This is a genomic window from Duganella guangzhouensis (genome assembly GCF_009674535.1).
GTDB classification, from domain to species: domain Bacteria; phylum Pseudomonadota; class Gammaproteobacteria; order Burkholderiales; family Burkholderiaceae_D; genus Rugamonas; species Rugamonas guangzhouensis.
The window spans coordinates 455,755-472,147 of record NZ_WKJK01000002.1; the positions used below are offsets into that span (position 1 = coordinate 455,755).

14 protein-coding genes are annotated in these 16,393 nt (G+C 65.3%); 5 read left to right on the forward strand and 9 right to left on the reverse strand.

Annotated features, from left to right (window positions below):
• Positions 1 to 41: 41 nt before the first annotated feature.
• The 5 genes from pdeM to GJ699_RS05270 all read right to left on the reverse strand — a co-directional run bounded on the left by pdeM (position 42) and on the right by GJ699_RS05270 (position 5,953).
• The gene (gene pdeM / locus GJ699_RS05250) at positions 42 to 689 is read right to left on the reverse strand and encodes a ligase-associated DNA damage response endonuclease PdeM (protein ID WP_154373780.1); all 648 of its coding nucleotides are present in this window, start codon (positions 687 to 689) and stop codon (positions 42 to 44) included.
• Positions 686 to 3,085: a ligase-associated DNA damage response DEXH box helicase gene (locus GJ699_RS05255; RefSeq protein ID WP_154373782.1), complete on the reverse strand. Its 2,400-nt coding sequence runs from the start codon at positions 3,083 to 3,085 to the stop codon at positions 686 to 688. Before GJ699_RS05255 ends, pdeM begins: the two co-directional genes overlap by 4 nt.
• On the reverse strand, positions 3,082 to 4,701 hold the full coding sequence (locus GJ699_RS05260) for an ATP-dependent DNA ligase (protein ID WP_154373784.1): 1,620 nt from the start codon (positions 4,699 to 4,701) through the stop codon (positions 3,082 to 3,084). The genes GJ699_RS05255 and GJ699_RS05260 overlap by 4 nt, the downstream gene beginning before the upstream one ends.
• Positions 4,694 to 5,695: a ligase-associated DNA damage response exonuclease gene (locus GJ699_RS05265; RefSeq protein ID WP_195763463.1), complete on the reverse strand. Its 1,002-nt coding sequence runs from the start codon at positions 5,693 to 5,695 to the stop codon at positions 4,694 to 4,696. Before GJ699_RS05265 ends, GJ699_RS05260 begins: the two co-directional genes overlap by 8 nt.
• Positions 5,696 to 5,770: 75 nt before the next feature.
• On the reverse strand, positions 5,771 to 5,953 hold the full coding sequence (locus GJ699_RS05270; protein WP_154373786.1) for a hypothetical protein: 183 nt from the start codon (positions 5,951 to 5,953) through the stop codon (positions 5,771 to 5,773).
• A gap of 167 nt (positions 5,954 to 6,120) precedes the next feature.
• Between GJ699_RS05270 and msrC the strand changes: the two genes are divergently transcribed.
• Positions 6,121 to 6,624, forward strand: coding sequence for a free L-methionine (R)-S-oxide reductase MsrC (msrC, locus tag GJ699_RS05275; RefSeq protein ID WP_154373788.1), 504 nt, complete (start codon positions 6,121 to 6,123; stop codon positions 6,622 to 6,624).
• Positions 6,625 to 6,677: 53 nt separating this feature from the next.
• Here the strand turns inward: msrC and GJ699_RS05280 are convergent, their stop codons facing one another.
• The 4 genes from GJ699_RS05280 to GJ699_RS05295 are packed head-to-tail and all read right to left on the reverse strand — an operon-like array spanning position 6,678 to position 9,709.
• Complete coding sequence (locus tag GJ699_RS05280; RefSeq protein WP_154374137.1) at positions 6,678 to 7,934, reverse strand: RNA polymerase sigma factor; 1,257 nt, start codon at positions 7,932 to 7,934, stop codon at positions 6,678 to 6,680.
• 31 nt (positions 7,935 to 7,965) lie between these two features.
• The gene (locus tag GJ699_RS05285) at positions 7,966 to 8,778 is read right to left on the reverse strand and encodes a YciI family protein (RefSeq protein WP_154373790.1); all 813 of its coding nucleotides are present in this window, start codon (positions 8,776 to 8,778) and stop codon (positions 7,966 to 7,968) included.
• Between the two features lie 37 nt (positions 8,779 to 8,815).
• Positions 8,816 to 9,229, reverse strand: coding sequence for a YciI family protein (locus GJ699_RS05290; protein ID WP_154373792.1), 414 nt, complete (start codon positions 9,227 to 9,229; stop codon positions 8,816 to 8,818).
• 9 nt (positions 9,230 to 9,238) lie between these two features.
• Positions 9,239 to 9,709 carry a VOC family protein gene (locus GJ699_RS05295; RefSeq protein ID WP_154373794.1) on the reverse strand — a complete coding sequence of 157 codons (471 nt, stop codon included), beginning with the start codon at positions 9,707 to 9,709 and terminating at the stop codon, positions 9,239 to 9,241.
• 333 nt (positions 9,710 to 10,042) lie between these two features.
• Between GJ699_RS05295 and GJ699_RS05300 the strand changes: the two genes are divergently transcribed.
• The 4 genes from GJ699_RS05300 to GJ699_RS05315 all read left to right on the forward strand — a co-directional run bounded on the left by GJ699_RS05300 (position 10,043) and on the right by GJ699_RS05315 (position 16,387).
• Positions 10,043 to 13,264, forward strand: coding sequence for an efflux RND transporter permease subunit (locus tag GJ699_RS05300; protein WP_371867463.1), 3,222 nt, complete (start codon positions 10,043 to 10,045; stop codon positions 13,262 to 13,264).
• Positions 13,257 to 14,414, forward strand: coding sequence for an efflux RND transporter periplasmic adaptor subunit (locus GJ699_RS05305; protein ID WP_154373798.1), 1,158 nt, complete (start codon positions 13,257 to 13,259; stop codon positions 14,412 to 14,414). Before GJ699_RS05300 ends, GJ699_RS05305 begins: the two co-directional genes overlap by 8 nt.
• Positions 14,411 to 15,826, forward strand: coding sequence for an efflux transporter outer membrane subunit (locus GJ699_RS05310; RefSeq protein WP_371867464.1), 1,416 nt, complete (start codon positions 14,411 to 14,413; stop codon positions 15,824 to 15,826). Before GJ699_RS05305 ends, GJ699_RS05310 begins: the two co-directional genes overlap by 4 nt.
• 72 nt (positions 15,827 to 15,898) lie before the next feature.
• Positions 15,899 to 16,387, forward strand: coding sequence for a Dps family protein (locus GJ699_RS05315; RefSeq protein ID WP_371867465.1), 489 nt, complete (start codon positions 15,899 to 15,901; stop codon positions 16,385 to 16,387).
• Positions 16,388 to 16,393 lie beyond the last annotated feature (6 nt).

Genomic DNA, 16,393 nt, shown 5'->3' on the forward strand with positions numbered 1-16,393 from the left:
GACGAATCCGTCGACTGGTGGCACATTGCCACCAAGTGTCGTTATGGGATGGCCAGCACCGCCTCGCCGCTGGTGACGAACAGGCGCTGGCCCGGCTGCGGCGTCACCACATGGCCACCGGTGAAGGCGCCAAACGATGGCAGCAACAGCCGGTCCGCCGCCGCCACAAAACACGGCAGCATCACCGCCTCCCATCCCGACCGCAGGTAGTAGACCGGATGCACATGCCCCGCCAGCACAAAGGCCGGCGCGGCCAGATCCGGGTGATGGCAGAACGCGAACGGCCCATAGCCATACGGCTCGTCCACCACGTCGATGCGCAGCGCCGCCGGCGGATCGCCGGCATGCACATCATGATTGCCGCGCACCAGCGTTAGTTGCAACGATGGATGACGCGCGCGCCACGCCTGCATCGCCGCCAGCGTGGCCGGCGCGCGCGCGGTCCGCGCGTGCAGAAAGTCGCCGAGAAACATGATGTGGCACACTGGGTAGCGCGCCATCAACTGGTCCAGCGCGCCCAGATTGGCGCTGGTGGTGCCGGCCGGCACCGGCACGCCCTGAGCGCGGAACGCCGCCGCCTTGCCGAAATGAATGTCGGCCACGATCAGCATCCGCTCGCGGGGCCAATACACCGCTTTCTGCGGCAACAGCAGCAGCGCTTCGCTGGCGACGGTCAACAGCTGGCTCATGGTCCAGCCGCCTTTTCCAGTGCGCGCACCAGCCGCGCCACGCGGTCCGACAGTTTCTCGGTACTGAGCTTTTCACGGAAGCGCTCCACCATCAAGGCGAAGCCAAACGGCGTGGCGCGCTTGATCGCATGGAAACGCACGCTGCGCGCCTGCAATTCCAGCAGCGTCGCGCGCAGGCGGCCGAGTTCCAGTTCCTGCTCCAGCACCTCGCGCTGTGCCTGCGTCAGCAGCAGGTTGCCGGCGTCGTGCTGGCTGAACACGGCAAAGAACAACGATGACGAAGCCTGCAACTGACGCGCACTCTTGCCCTGCCCCGGATACCCCTGGAACACCAGCCCGGCAATGCGGGCGATTTCACGGAAGCGGCGCTGCGCCAGCTCGGTCGCATTCAAGCTGGCCAGCACGTCCTCCAGCAGATGATCGGCGCTGAACAGGCCGGCATTCACCAGCGCCGACCAATCCAGCTCCTGCGCCGACAGCAGCTCGAAGCCATAATCGTTGACGGCAATCGAAAACGTCACCGGCGCCAGGCGGCCGACGCGATAGGCCAGCAGCGACGCCAGCCCCACGTGCACCGAACGCCCGGCAAACGGAAACATGAACAGATGCCGCCCCTCGCGGCTGTGCATGGTTTCGATGACGATGCTGTCTTCGGTTGGCAGCGATGACCAGCGCTGCTGGATCGCCAGCAATGGCTCGATGGCGCGCATCTCCGGGCTGTCGTAACGGCCTTGCGTGGCCCGCCGCAGCTGCTCCAGCGCCGCGTGCGCCAGTTCGGACGACATCGGCATCCGCCCGCCCTGCCAGCGCGGCACCGCGCCGCGCGCACCGGTGGCGCGGCGCACGTAGGCGGTCATTTCGTGCAGGCGCACGAATTCCAGAATGCGGCCGGCAAACAGAAAATGATCGCCCTTGCGCAGCCGCGAGAGGAACGATTCCTCCACGCTGCCCAGCCGGCCGCCGCTGACGTACTTCACCTGCAACGAGGCATCCGAGACGATGGTGCCGATGCCCATGCGATGACGCCGTCCCAGCGCCGCGTCCGGCACACGGTAGACGCCCTGCTCATCTTGCAGCACGCGCCGGTATTCCGGGTACGCCACCAGCGACTGGCCGCCGCGCGCGACGAAATCCAGCGCCCACTGCCACTCCTCGTCCGTCAGATCGCGGTAGGACCAGGCGCTGCGTACCTCGGCCAGCAGCTCGGCCGCGCGGAAGCCGCCGCCCAGCGCGATCGTCACCAGATGTTGCACCAGCACGTCCAGCGGCTTATGCGGCACCGGCCGCGCCTCGATATCGCGCGCCGCCACGGCGTGAATGGCGCCGGCCGCCTCCAGCAGTTCCAGGCTTTGCGTCGGCACCAGCGTCAGGCGCGACACCCGACCCGGCGCGTGGCCGCTGCGGCCGGCCCGTTGCAGCAAGCGCGCGATGCCCTTGGCGCTGCCGATCTGCAGCACACGTTCGACCGGTAAAAAGTCGACGCCGAGGTCCAGACTGGAGGTACACACCACCGCTTTCAGCTGCCCTTGCTTGAGCCCCTGCTCTACCCAGGCGCGCACCTCCTTGTCGAGCGAGCCATGGTGCAGTGCGATCAATCCGGCCCAATCCGGCCTCGCATCCAGCAAATGCTGATACCACAGCTCTGCCTGCGAACGGGTGTTGGTGAACACCAGCGTGCTGCCGTGCCGCTCGATTTCTGCCATCACCGGCTGCAGCATCTGCATGCCCAGATGCCCGCCCCACGGAAAGCGCGACGGATGGTCGGGAATTAAGGTATCTACCAGAATCTGCTTGCTGACGTGGCCTTCGATGATGACGCCATCCGGCGCTAGCACATCGCGCGCCTGCGCCAGATTGCCCAGCGTGGCCGACAGCCCCCACACCGGCAGCGCCGGATTCCAGCGCCGCAAGCGCGCCAGCGCCAACTGGGTCTGCACGCCGCGCTTGTTGCCGATCAGCTCGTGCCATTCGTCGATGACCACCATCGCCAGCTGCGCCATGCGGGTGGCGGCGTCCGGATGACTCAGCATCAGCGTCAGGCTTTCCGGCGTGGTGATCAGCGCGTCGGGCAGACGCTGGTTCTGGCGCGCGCGCTGGGCCGAGGTGGTATCGCCGGTGCGCGCCTCCACGCGCCATGCCGGCGCCGCTTCCTGCAGCGCGCGTAAAGTATCGGCCGCCAGCGCGCGCATCGGCGTGATCCACAGCACGCGCAGGCCGGCACGACCGCCGATAGCTGCGGCACGCTGCATGGCAGCGAACCACACCGCGTAGGTCTTGCCGGCGCCGGTGGTGGCGTGCAGCAGACCGGAGCTGCCTGCGGCGGCGGCCTCCCACACCGCGCGCTGGAATGGGAACACCGTCCAGCCGCGCGCGGCAAACCAAGCGTCGGCGTTCATGGCGCTGCCAGCAGGCTTTTCAGCGAAGCCAGCGTATCCGCATCCTCAATCGCCTTGTCCTCGCGCCGGCGCAGGATGCGCGGGAAACGCACCGCGATGCCGGACTTGTGGCGCGGCGAATTGGCTATGCCCTCAAAGCCGATTTCAAACACCATGCTCGGCGTCACGCTGCGTACCGGGCCGAATTTCTCGATCGTGGTCTTGCGGATGGCTTGATCGACCTGGGCGATTTCCGCATCGGTCAGGCCGGAATAGGCTTTGGCGAACGGCACCAGCTTGCGTTCCTCATCCCACACCGCGAACGTGTAGTCGGTGTACAGCGAGGCGCGGCGGCCATGGCCGGCCTGGGCGTAGACCAGCACCGCGTCCACGCTGTAGGGATCGATCTTCCATTTCCACCAGGTGCCCACGCTCTTGGTGCGGCCGACGCCGTAGCGCGCATCCACCGCCTTCAGCATCATGCCCTCGACGCCACGCGCGCGCGACTCGTTGCGGATTTCGGCCAGTTGCGGCCAGCTGTCCGCCACGATCAGCGGCGACAGCCGCAGCTGCTTCGCATCCGCCAGACTGGCGGCCAGCTGTTCCAGCAGCATGCGCCGTTCGGCCTGTGGCAGATCGCGCAGATCGCGGCCATCCAGCTCCAGCAGGTCGTACGCCACCAGCACCGCTGGCAACTCGGCCAGCAAGCGCGCCGACACCTGCTTGCGGCCCATGCGCTTCTGCAAATCGGCAAATGGCGCCGGCGCGGCGCCGCCGTGCCAGATCAGAATCTCGCCGTCCAACACCACGCCATCCGGCAACGGCAGCGCGGCAAGTTCCGGGAAGCGCTCGGTAATCAAATCCTCGCCGCGCGACCACAGCCAGCTCTGGCCGTCGCGCCGCACCAGCTGCGCGCGCATGCCGTCGTATTTCCATTCCGCCTGCCATTGCGCCAGATCGCCCAGCGCGGCCGGCTCACGCTCCAGCTGGTGCGCCAGGAAAAATGGATAGGGTTGACCGCCACGCTGCGCCAGCTCTTCCGGTGCATGGGCGGCGATCAATTGCTGAAAGCCTTGCGCCGTGGGGCTGACGCTGCCGTCGGTCCAACCCATCAGGCGCTGCGCGACCAGCTTGCCATCCACAGCGGCAAGCGCGCTCAGCGCCCGCGTCACCAGCAACTTCGAGACGCCGACGCGAAAGCCACCGCCGATCAGCTTTGTCAACAAAAAGCGCTCGCGCGTCTGCAATTGATTCCAGTAGTCGAACAGCGCCGCCCGCACCGCTTCCGGCGCCGCACCACGCAGCGGCGCGATGCGCAACTCGATCCAGTCCGCCAGACCGAGCGCATCCGGCTGGCCGGGTGGCGGCAGCACCAGCGCGATGGTCTCCGCCAGATCGCCCACCGCGTGATAGCACTCGTCGAACAGCCAGTCCTCCATGCCGGCGTATTCCATCGCATACTGACGCAGCAGCTTGGTCGGTACCGCCTGGCGCGGCTTGCCGCCAGCGAGGAAATACACTGCCCAGGCCGCATCGCGCGGCGCCGCCGTGGTGAAATAGGATTGCAACGCCGCCAGCTTGCGGCTGGTCGACGTGGTCTCGTCCAGCTCGGCATAGAGACGGGCAAAGTCACGCATGCTCTTCCGCCTCATCGTCGCCATACTCGGTGTCGAAGCCGCTGGCCTGCAAGCCCTGCTGCTGCAGCCAGCGCACCAGCACCGCGATCGAACCATGGGTGACGATCACGCGCTGCGCGCCAGTGGCAGTGATCGCTTCCAGCAAGCCCGGCCAGTCGGCGTGATCGGACAGCACAAAGCCGCGATCGACGCCACGCCGCCGGCGCGCGCCGCGCAGTTGCATCCAGCCGCTGGCAAAGGCATCACTGAAATCACCAAAACGTTTGATCCATGGCGAGCCGCCGGCAGAAGGCGGCGCCAGCACGATGGACTTGCCCAGCGCAGTCTTGTCGACGTCGCCCACCATCAGCGTCGGCGGTAACTGGATGCCATCGTCGCGATACACCTGATTCAGGCTCTGCACCGCGCCATGGCAAATGATGGGGCCGATCTCCGGGGCCAGCCCGCTCAACAAGCGCTGCGCCTTGCCGAAGCTATAGCCGAGCAGCACGCTGGCGCGGCCCTGCGCCGCGTTCGCGCCCCACCAGGCATTGACCTCGTCGAAAATGGTTTGCTGCGGCTGCCAGCGGTAAATCGGCAGCCCGAACGTGGATTCGGTGATGAAGGTATGACAACGCACCGGCTCGAACGGCGCACAAGTGCGGTCCGGCTCGACCTTGTAGTCGCCGGACGCCACCCACACCTCGCCGCGATATTCCATCCGCACCTGCGCCGAGCCCAGCACATGGCCGGCCGGATGCAGCGACACCGTCACGCCGTTGTGCAGCACCGTCTCGCCATAGGCCAGACCGGTGATATCCACCTCGCCCAGGCGCGACTTCAGTACATTGACACCGGCCGCCGCCGTCAGATAATGGCGATGGCCGCCGCGCGCATGGTCACCGTGCGCATGGGTGATGACGGCACGCTCCACCGGCCGCCACGGGTCGATATAAAACTGGCCGGGCACGCAATACAGCCCTTCCCTGCGGACGATCACCATATCTGCGGACATAACAACGGCTTTCGGATAGCGATAACCGATTCTGCCGCGGTACAGTGTGGGCGTCTGTCAGGCAGCGCACCCAGCTCAGCGCGGATCCACCACCTCCGCCATAAAGGCGATGTTATCGTCTTCCTCACGGTCGATATGCATGCGCTCCTCGCCGATCATCAGGAGCACGTCGACATCGACGGTGGCGGGTATGGAAGGCCCAGCTGGCCTGTTTTTTTTCTGACGCGGAGGCTCAGCGTTCTTTTTTCTGATCGACATATTTCCCCCATTTCGGTGACACGCTGCCAACCAGAGTAGCGCGCGCGTCGTCCCAGCGCTATCGGATACGGCTTACAAACGGGGTAGGACAGGATCGGAAAATCACTAGGAGCGCCACAATGCGCTACCATATAGCCCCTCTGCGCACTTTTACAGCACTCCAGATCATGACATTCACCATCAGCGACACCGTCTACGGCACCGACAGCGCCGACGCCAAACACACCATGTATAACGACCTGCTGCCACAGCTGACCGGTCTGGTACATGGCGAAACCGACCTGATCGCCAACACCGCGAACTTCAGCTCGCTGGTGTTCAACAGCATGCCCGGTCTGAACTGGGCCGGTTTCTACTTCCTCAAAGGCGATGAGCTGGTACTGGGCCCCTTCCAGGGCAAGCCAGCCTGCATCCGCATCAAAAAAGGCCGTGGCGTTTGCGGCACCACCGTGGTTGAAGGCAAGGCCATCGTCGTGCCGGACGTGCACGCCTTCCCCGGCCACATCGCCTGCGACGTCAACTCGCGATCCGAGCTGGTGGTGCCGGTGCGCGGACCGGACGGCGCCATCATCGGCGTATTCGACCTCGACAGCCCACAGCCAAACCGCTTCGACGACGTCGACGCCGAAGGCATCACCGCCCTGCTCAAAGTACTCGAAGCGACGCTGTAATTGTATCCGGGGTCAATCCTCCCAAAGCTACACGGGCTCTGCCGTAGCGTACGCTACGGCAGAGCCCGTGTAGCTTTGGGAGGATTGACCCCGGATGCGCGGGCTTGCAGCAGTTGGCGCTCGCGCTCGTTGTTGGTGAGCGCGGCGGCGCGTTCGAATTCGATGCGGGCTTCGGTGTGACGGCCCAGCTTGGCCAGCAGGTCGCCGCGCACGCTGGGCAGCAGGTGATAGTTTTTTAACGCCGGCGCGTCCAGCAGGCTGTCGACCAGCTCCAGTCCGGCCTGCGGCCCGTAGGCCATCGATAACGCCACGGCCCGATTCAATTCCACGATCGGTGACGGCGACAGCTGCGCCAGCGCGTCGTACAAGGCGGCGATGCGCTGCCAGTCGGTATCCTCGCCGCGCCGCGCCCTCGCGTGACAGGCTGCGATCGCGGCCTGTAGCGCATACGGTCCCAGGCCATCCAGCGCCATCTGTTCGGCGCGCGCCAGTGCTGCCAAGCCGCGCCGTATCAGCAGTTGATCCCAGCGTGACCGGTCCTGATCCAGCAACAGAATCGGCTCGCCTTGCGGCCCCAGCCGCGCGCGGGCACGCGAGGATTGAATTTCCATCAGCGCCACCAGCCCATGCACCTCGGACTCCTGCGGCTGCAAACCGGCCAGCACGCGCCCCAGCCGCAGCGCTTCTTCGCACAGCGCCGGCCGCATCCAGTCGGCGCCGGCGCTGGCGGCATAGCCTTCGTTATAGATCAGGTAGATGACTTGCAGTACCGAGGCCAGCCGCTCGCCCAGCTCGTGCGCGCGCGGCGCCTCGAACGGCACTTGGGCTTCGGCCAGCGTGCGCTTGGCGCGCACGATGCGCTGCGCCACGGTCTTTTCCGGCACCAGGAAGGCGCGCGCGATTTCATCGGTGCTGAGCCCGCCCAGCATGCGCAAGGTCAGCGCCACCCTGCCATCGGTGGACAACACCGGATGACAGGCCACAAACACCAGCCGCAGCAAATCGTCGCCGATATCGTTTTCCAGCGCGTCGGCCACCGCCGCGTCGAGATCCGGCGCGGCATCCTGCAACTGCAGGTCGATTTCGTAGCTGAGTTCGGATTCTTTTTGCTGATGCAGCTGGCGCCGCCGCAGCGCATCCAGCGCGCGGTTTTTGGCGACCGTGGTCAGCCACGCGGCCGGCTGCTCCGGCACGCCGCTATCCGGCCAGCGCTCCAGCGCCAGCACCATGGCGTCCTGCGCCAGTTCTTCCGCCTGGCCAACGTCGCGCAGCATGCGCGCCAGCACGGCGATGATGCGGGCGGACTCCATCCGCCACACCGCCGCCACGATTTTGTGGACGTCAGCCGCCACGGGCCGCTTTGCTGAAGGCGTTGCGCAAGCCCGCCTCCAGCATGTCGGCGCGCATCCGTTCTTCGGCCGCCACCATCTCCGGCGTGAATTCGGCATGCGCCTTGCGTTCGCACGCCTCGCGGATTTCCAGCGTCAGGTCGCCAGGCTGCGGATACGGATATGCCTTGGCCCAGGCGATGGCTTGCTCGCGCGAGGACGCCTGCAACATCCAGTAGCCAGCGATCAATTCCTTCACTTCGGTGAACGGGCCATCCACCACCGAGGTTTTCGAATTGGCGTAATGCACCCGCACCGCCGAGCCGGTGCCTTTCAAGCCTTCGCCGGCCAGCAGCACGCCCTGCTGCACGCCGGCCTCGTTGTGTTCATTCATGACATCGATGACTTCCGGCGGCGGCACCGCGTCGGACTCGGTATCGCCGTCCGAGCGCAGGAACACCACGTAACGCGTCAGTTCTTCCTTGCGCTGCGGGATGGTGCCGGCCGCCGTGCCGCGCTCGTCGAAGCCGACGCAGTTGCCGGGGCAGCCCGCATCGCGGATTTCATATACCGCGCCGCTGTCGAACAAGGGCCACCAGCGCACCTGCTCGACGATGTCGTCGCGCGACGCGGCCTCCAGCAGCACAAAGCCGGCCACCAGCTCGCGCGGCGGGAATGGCCCACGCTGCTCGGTCCAGACACCGTCACGGCGCTGCAGCCGCACCGCTTCCACGCTCGGGCGCAGAAAGGTGCCCGGCTCCAGCGCCGGCGGTTGAACTCCTCGTTCCGTGCTCTGATTGGCGCGGCGCAGTACCATGAATTCCATTACATCGTGCTCCCGACTAGGCTGAGCCAGTAAGGTATCACAAGCGCGCCCGCAAAGCCTCTTCCTGGGCCACCAATTCCGCTGTCGCCACCTCGCCGAAGTCGCTCATTTCATACACCTGGCGGATTTCGATCTCGGATGGCACGTCGAACGGGTTCGGGCAGCGCCGCATCCACTCGATCGCCTCTTCCTTCGAGGCCACCTGAATCAGCCAGAAACCGGCGATCAACTCCTTGGTTTCGGCAAACGGCCCGTCGATCACCGTGCGGCTGGCGCCGTCGTAACGGATGCGCGCGCCTTTCGCACTTGGATGCAGCCCCTCGCCGGCCAGCAGCACGCCGGCGTTGACCAGCTCCTCGTTGAACTTGCCCATCGCCGTCAGCAGTTCGGTGCTGGGCATCTTGCCGGCTTCGGAGTCGGCGGTGGCTTTGACTATCACCATGAATCGCATGCTGGCTCCTTATTGGCAATCGGATTGTTGCTGCATCGCCGCCATCATTTCTTCCGGCGTCAGATCCTTGATATGGGTGGCGATCGACCAGTGATGCCCGAACGGATCGGTCACCTGGGCGTAGCGGTCGCCCCAGAACATGTCGGCCGGCGGCATCCGCACCGAGGCGCCGGCATCCACCGCCTGCTGGAAGGCGGCGTCGGTATCGAGCACATACAGATGCAGCGTGACCGGACTGCCTTTCAGCGCCTTCGGCCCCAGCCCGCCGTACTCCGGAAAGTCGTCGGCCAGCATGATGGTCGAATCGCCAATCTTGATGCCGGCGTGCATGACGCGGCCGTTCGGACCGGGCAGCCGCATCAGTTCGACGGCGTTGAAGGCTTTTTTGTAAAATTCGATGGCCGCCGCCGCGCCCTCGCAAACCAGGTGCGGGGTGACGGTGTGCATATCTTCAGGGATGGGTTGAACTTTGGCATTCATGCTAATCTCCTCAGCTGTGTGGTGGTAGAACCGAGTGCTTTGTCACTCTACCTCTACGACGTGGCAGCACCTCAGAAATCGACACGCATTTCAAAAAAAATATCAGTTCTGCGGCCTCCGATACACAGTGATACATTGCAGAAACAATTCTTAAGTCAACTATAACCGTTATGACGATAGAATTATTCACTAATGTAGCAATCTGCTGCGCCACAACATCGCTGACCGACGGCATTCATTAGCCAGCTTCATAAGGTCATGCGATTCCGCCGCATTAATCAAAATGCTGCACCGCGCTATATTGTCCGGTCAGTCAGTCCTGGGGGTAACTTTGTGTTAGTTGAAATCGTCCGCGTGGCGCTCCGGCGTCCCTATACATTTGTGGTCATGGCGTTGCTGCTATTGATCATCGGTCCGCTGTCGGCCCTGCGCACGCCGACCGACATCTTCCCGGATATTAAAATTCCGGTGATCGCCGTGGCCTGGCAGTACACCGGCCAGCCGCCCGACCAGATGGCCGGCCGCGTCTCGACGCTGTTCCAGCGCGCGCTGACCACCACGGTCAACGACATCGAGCACATCGAGGCCAACACCCTCACCGGTGTCAGCATCGTCAAGATCTTCTTCCAGCCGGGCGTCAACGTGGCGGTGGCCAATGCCCAGGTGACGGCGATCTCGCAGGCGCTGCTGAAGCAGATGCCAGCCGGTATTACGCCGCCGCTGATCATCAACTACAACGCCGCCACCGTGCCTATCCTCCAGGTAGCACTGTCCGGCAAGGGCCTGACCGAACAGCAGTTGTCCGACCTTGGCACCAACACCGTGCGTACGCCGCTGGTCAGCGTACCGGGCGCGGCGATTCCGCTGCCCTACGGCGGCAAGCAGCGCCAGGTGCAGATTGACGTCGATCCGGCGCTGCTGCAAGCACGCGGCCTGTCGGCGCAGGACATCGCCAACGCGCTGGCGGCGCAAAACGTGCTGACCCCGGTCGGTACGCAGAAAATCGATTCGCTCGAATACACCATCCAGCTCAACAGCGCACCATCGGCCATCGCCGACCTGGCGCGCCTGCCGGTCAAAGTGGTCAATGGCGCCACCATCTACCTCGGCGACATCGCCAACGTCCACGACGGCAACGCGCCGCAGACCAACGTGGTGCACGTCGACGGCAGCCGCTCGGTGCTGATGTCGGTGCTGAAAAACGGCTCGACCTCGACGCTGGCGATTGTCGACGGCATCCGCAACAAGATCGACACGCTGAAGGCCGGCTGGCCGGATGCGCTGAAAGTCACGCCGATCAACGACCAGTCGGTATTCGTGCGCGCCGCGATTAAAGGCGTGGCGTCGGAAGGCGTGATCGCCGCCGCGCTGACCAGCCTGATGATCCTGCTGTTCCTCGGCAGCTGGCGCTCGACCATTATTATTGCGGTGTCGATTCCGCTGTCGATTCTGGGCTCGATCATCGCGCTGTCGGCGATCGGCGAGTCGCTCAACCTGATGACCCTGGGCGGCCTGGCGCTGGCCGTGGGTATTCTGGTCGACGATGCCACCGTGACCATCGAAAACATCAACTGGCACCTGGAACATGGCAAGTCGGTGGAAAACGCCATCATGGACGGCGCCGCGCAGATCGCCACCCCGGCCTTCGTCTCGCTGCTGTGTATCTGTATCGTGTTCGTGCCGATGTTCTTCCTGGACGGCGTATCGCGCTTCCTGTTCGTGCCGATGGCCGAGGCGGTGATCTTCGCCATGATCTTCTCGTTCCTGCTGTCGCGTACGCTGGTGCCGACCATGGCCAACTACCTGCTGAAACCGCACGACACCGGCGAGGGCCATGCCCACGGTCACGGCGGCGCGGCCACGCTGCCGCCATCGCGCAATCCGCTGGTCAACTTCCAGCGCGCCTTCGAAGCCCGCTTCGAGCGCCTGCGCGCCGGCTACTACGGCATCCTGGAGTCGGCGGTGCTCAACCGCAAGACCTTCATCATCGGCTTCATGGTGGTGGTGCTGGCCTCGTTCTCGCTGGTGCCTTTCCTGGGCAGTAACTTCTTCCCGTCGGTTGACGCCGGCCAGGTACTGATCCACGTGCGCGCGCCGATCGGCACCCGCATCGAGGAAACCGCCGCCCGCTTCGCCAAAATCGAGCAAGCCATCCGCCGCGTGATTCCGGCCAACGAAATCGTCACCATGACCGACAATATCGGCGTGCCGGCCAGCTCGATCAACATCACGTACAACAATACCGGCATGATCGGCAGCCAGGACGGCGACTTCCAGATCGCCCTGGGCGAAGAGCACGCGCCAACCGCCGAATATGTGCGCAAGCTGCGCAAGGTGCTGCCGGAAGAATTCCCGGACACCACCTTCTCGTTCCCGCCAGCCGACATCGTTGGCCAGATCCTGAACTTCGGCGCCCCCGCGCCGATTGACATCCAGATCCGCGGCGCCAAGATCGATGACAACTATGTTTACGCCGACAAGCTGCTGAAACGCATCCGCGCCATTCCGGGCGTGGCCGATGCCCGTATCCAGCAGTCGAACAAGGCACCGGTGTTCAACGTCGACGTTGACCGCACCCAGGCGCAGCAACTGGGCCTGAACACGCGCGACATCACCAACAGCATGGTGGTCAACCTGGCCGGTTCGTCGCAGGTGGCGCCAACCTTCTGGCTGAACCCGGCCAACGGCGTCAGCTACCCGATCGTCATGCAGACCCCGCAGCCGACCCTGGATTCGCTGTCGTCGCTGGCCAACCTGCCGGTCGGTAACGGCACCACCACCGGCACCGCCACCCTGGGCGGCGTCGCCAAGTTCCAGCGCGCCACCCAGTCGGCCGTGGTGAGCCAATATGACATCGCGCCAATGGTGCAGATCTACGCCACCACCCAGGACCGCGACCTCGGCGCCGTCGCCAAGGACATCAACAAGGTACTGGAAGAAACCAAGGCCGAGCTGCCGAAGGGCTCGTCGGCGCAGATGCTGGGCCAGGTGAAAACCATGGACCGCGCCTTCGCCGGCCTGCTGTTCGGCCTGCTGGGCGCCGTGGTGCTGATTTACTTCCTGATCGTGGTTAACTTCCAGTCGTGGCTGGACCCGGCGGTGATCGTGTCGGCACTGCCGGCCGCGCTGGCCGGCATCGTCTGGATGCTGTTTGCCACCAACACCACACTGTCGGTACCGGCCCTGACCGGCGCCATCATGTGCATGGGCGTGGCCACCGCCAACTCGGTGCTGGTGATCTCGTTTGCGCGGGAACGCCTGGACGAACTGGGCGACGCCACCAAGGCCGCGCTGGAAGCCGGCTCGGTCCGCTTCCGTCCTGTGCTGATGACCGCGCTGTCGATGATTATCGGCATGCTGCCGATGGCACTCGGCCTGGGCGACGGCGGCGAGCAAAACGCGCCGCTGGGCCGCGCCGTGATCGGCGGCCTGATCTTCGCCACCACGGCCACGCTGCTGTTCGTGCCGGTGGTGTTCAGCCTCGTCCACAAAAAACATGCGCCTAAAATCCAATCCAACGACCAACCTATCTCCGGAGCACCTGTCCATGTCTAATCCATCTCGCACGGGTCACAAGCCACTGGCCCTGGGTCTGATCGTCGTCGCCGCCGCGCTGGTGGCCGCCGGCGTACTGAGCCGCCGCTCGCAAGCCGAACAAGTCAAGGAAGCCAGCACCCCGGTGGTGCCGACCGTCAGCATCCTGGCCGCCACCCAAATCACCGGCGCGCCGCTGGAACTGTCGGCGCGCATCGAACCGTGGCAGCGCGCGCCGATCTATGCCCGCGTCAGCGGTTACCTGAAAAGCTGGAGCGTCGACATCGGCGCCCAGGTTAAAAATGGCCAAACCCTGGCCGACATTGAAACGCCCGACCTCGACCAGCAACTGCTGCAAGCCAAGGCCGAGCTGGCCACGTCGCGCAGCAATCTGACGCTGGCCACCAGCACCGCCAAGCGCTGGCAGGGTCTGCTGCAGGCGGACGCGGTGTCGCATCAGGAAGCCGATGAAAAAGCCGGCGACCTGGCGGCCAAGCAATCGGCCGTCAGCGCCATGCAGGCCAATGTCGACCGGGTGCAGGCGCTGCAGCGCTACACCCGCCTGGTGGCGCCGTTCGACGGCGTGATCACCGCCCGCAACACCGACGTCGGCGCGCTGATCAACGTCGGCGGCGCACCGGGTTCGGAACTGTTCGTGGTGTCCGACATCAGCCGCTTGCGCGTGTATGTCAACGTGCCGCAGCGCCAGGTGGCTGCGATCAAGGTCGGCGACAAGGCCGAGTTGAGCGTGCCTGAGCGTCCGGGCAAAGTGTTCACCGCCACCGTGCAATCGCTGTCGCAGTCGATCAACGCCAGCTCCGGCGCCATGCTGGTGCAGCTGACCGTGCAGAACGACAGCCGCGAGCTGCTGCCAGGCGGCTACGCGTCGATCCACTTCGACGCGCCGCTGGCCAGCGCCGCGCTCAGCATTCCACCGAGCGCGCTGATCTTCAACAAGGCTGGCACCCAAGTGGCCACGCTGGGCAAGGATAACCGCGTGGTGGTCAAGCCGATCACCGTCGGCCGCGACCTCGGCAACGTGGTCGAAGTCGCTTCCGGCATCGACCGCAACGACCAGGTGATCGCCAATCCACCGGATGGCGTCAGCACCGGCGACCAGGTCAAGGTTGCCGCCGCCAATGCCAATAACAACGCCAAGGCCAAGCTGTGAAAAAAGTCCTTTACGCCACTACCATAGCCATGGCGCTGGCCGCCTGCGCGCAAGCGCCGGTGCAGCCGCCGCCGGCGGTGCCGCTGGCACACAACTTCCGCGACATTCCAGCCGGCTGGGCCGACGCCAACGCCCAGGCGCCCGCCCTGCCCGCCGACTGGTGGACCATGTACAACGATGCCCAGCTGAATACGCTGGAGCAGCAGTTGATCGCCAACAGCCCGGACCTGGCCAGCGCGCTGGCGCGCTACAAGCAGGCCCAGGCCGCCACCGGCGTGGCGCGCTCGGCGCAGTCGCCCACGCTGGGCATGTCGCTGAACGGTCAGCGCGACCGTCAGTCCGACCTGAAGCCGCTGCGCGGATCGCTGGCCACCTCGCCGGCCGAGTACAGCAGCGGCACGCTGCAGTTCGACCTCGGCTATGAGGTCGATCTGTGGGGCCGTGTCGCAAAAACCGTCAGCGCCGGCGAGGCGCAGGAGAAAGCCGCCGGCGCCGATCTGGCCGCGGCCCGCCTGTCCTTGCAAATCCAGCTGGCCGATACGCTGCTGGCCCTGCGCGGCGCCGACGCCGACATCAAGCTGTTGCGCGAAACCGAACAAGCCTATCAGCGCCAGGCCGATCTGGTGACGCGCCGTCACGACGGCGGCAGCGCCTCCGGCCTCGATCTGGCGCGCGCCGAGAACCAGGTGGAATCGACCCGTTCGATGTTGCGTCAACGCCAGGCACAGCGCAGCGTGCAGGAACACGCGATTGCCGCGCTGGTCGGCGCCAACGCCGCCGGCTTCACGCTGGAGCCGGCCAGCGACGCCGGCTTCGTCACGCCGCCGCTGCCGCTGGGCGTGCCGTCGCAGCTGCTGCAGCGCCGGCCGGACATCAGCGCCGCCGCGTTGCGCGTGGCCGCCGCCAGCGACCAGGTCGGCATCGCCCGCAGCGCGCTGTTCCCAGCGCTGACGCTGGGCCTGACCGGTGGTTTCCAGTCCAGCGACTTCGGCCGCTTTGCTCAGGCCTCGAATATGTTCTGGGCGGTTGGTCCGACGCTGGCAGTCAATCTGCTGGACGGCGGTCGCCGCCGCGCCCAGATCGCTGGCGCCGAAGCGCAGCTGGATGAAGCCGGCGCGCACTACCGCTCGGTGGTGCTGACCGCGTTCCAGCAAGTGGAAGATCAGCTGACGCTGCTGAACAACTACGATGAGGCCTCCAAGTTCGACCACAAGGCCGCCGACGCCGCCGGCCGCGCGCTCGATCTGGCCAAGAAGCGTTACGACCAGGGCGCGGCCAGCTATCTGGAAGTGGTGACGGCGCAGACCGCCTACCTGCAGTCACGCCGCAGCGAGCTGGATCTGAGCACCCGCTACCGCCAGGCCGGGGTACAGCTGGTCAAGGCCATCGGCGGCGGCTGGCAGGCGGGTTAAGCCGAACGAGACAGGCGGATTCTGCAACATAACGCTACAATGGTCGGGTCGCATCACCAACCAAGGAGCTAGATGATGGCAGTTAAACCGCTGAAGATCGACATCGGTCTGACCGAAAAGAGCCGCGCGAAAATCGCGGCTGGCCTGTCCGGCCTGCTGGCCGACAGCTACACGCTGTACCTGATGACCCACAACTTCCACTGGAACGTTAAAGGTCCGATGTTCAACTCGCTGCACCAGATGTTCATGACGCAGTACAGCGAACAATGGACCGCGCTCGACCAGATAGCCGAACGCATCCGCGCGCTCGGCTATCCGGCGCCGGGCACCTACGCCCAGTTCGCCAAGCTGGCGACCATCAAGGAAGTGGAAGGCGTGCCCGTCGCGCTGGACATGGTGCGCCATCTGGTGGCGGCGCAGGAAGCCACCGCCCGCACCGCGCGCAAGCTGCTGCCGGTGGTGGACGAGGCCGACGATCAACCGACCGCCGACCTGCTGACCCAGCGCCTCGACGTCCACGAGAAAACCGCGTGGATGCTGCGCAGCCTGCTGGAAGAGTAAGTCCGC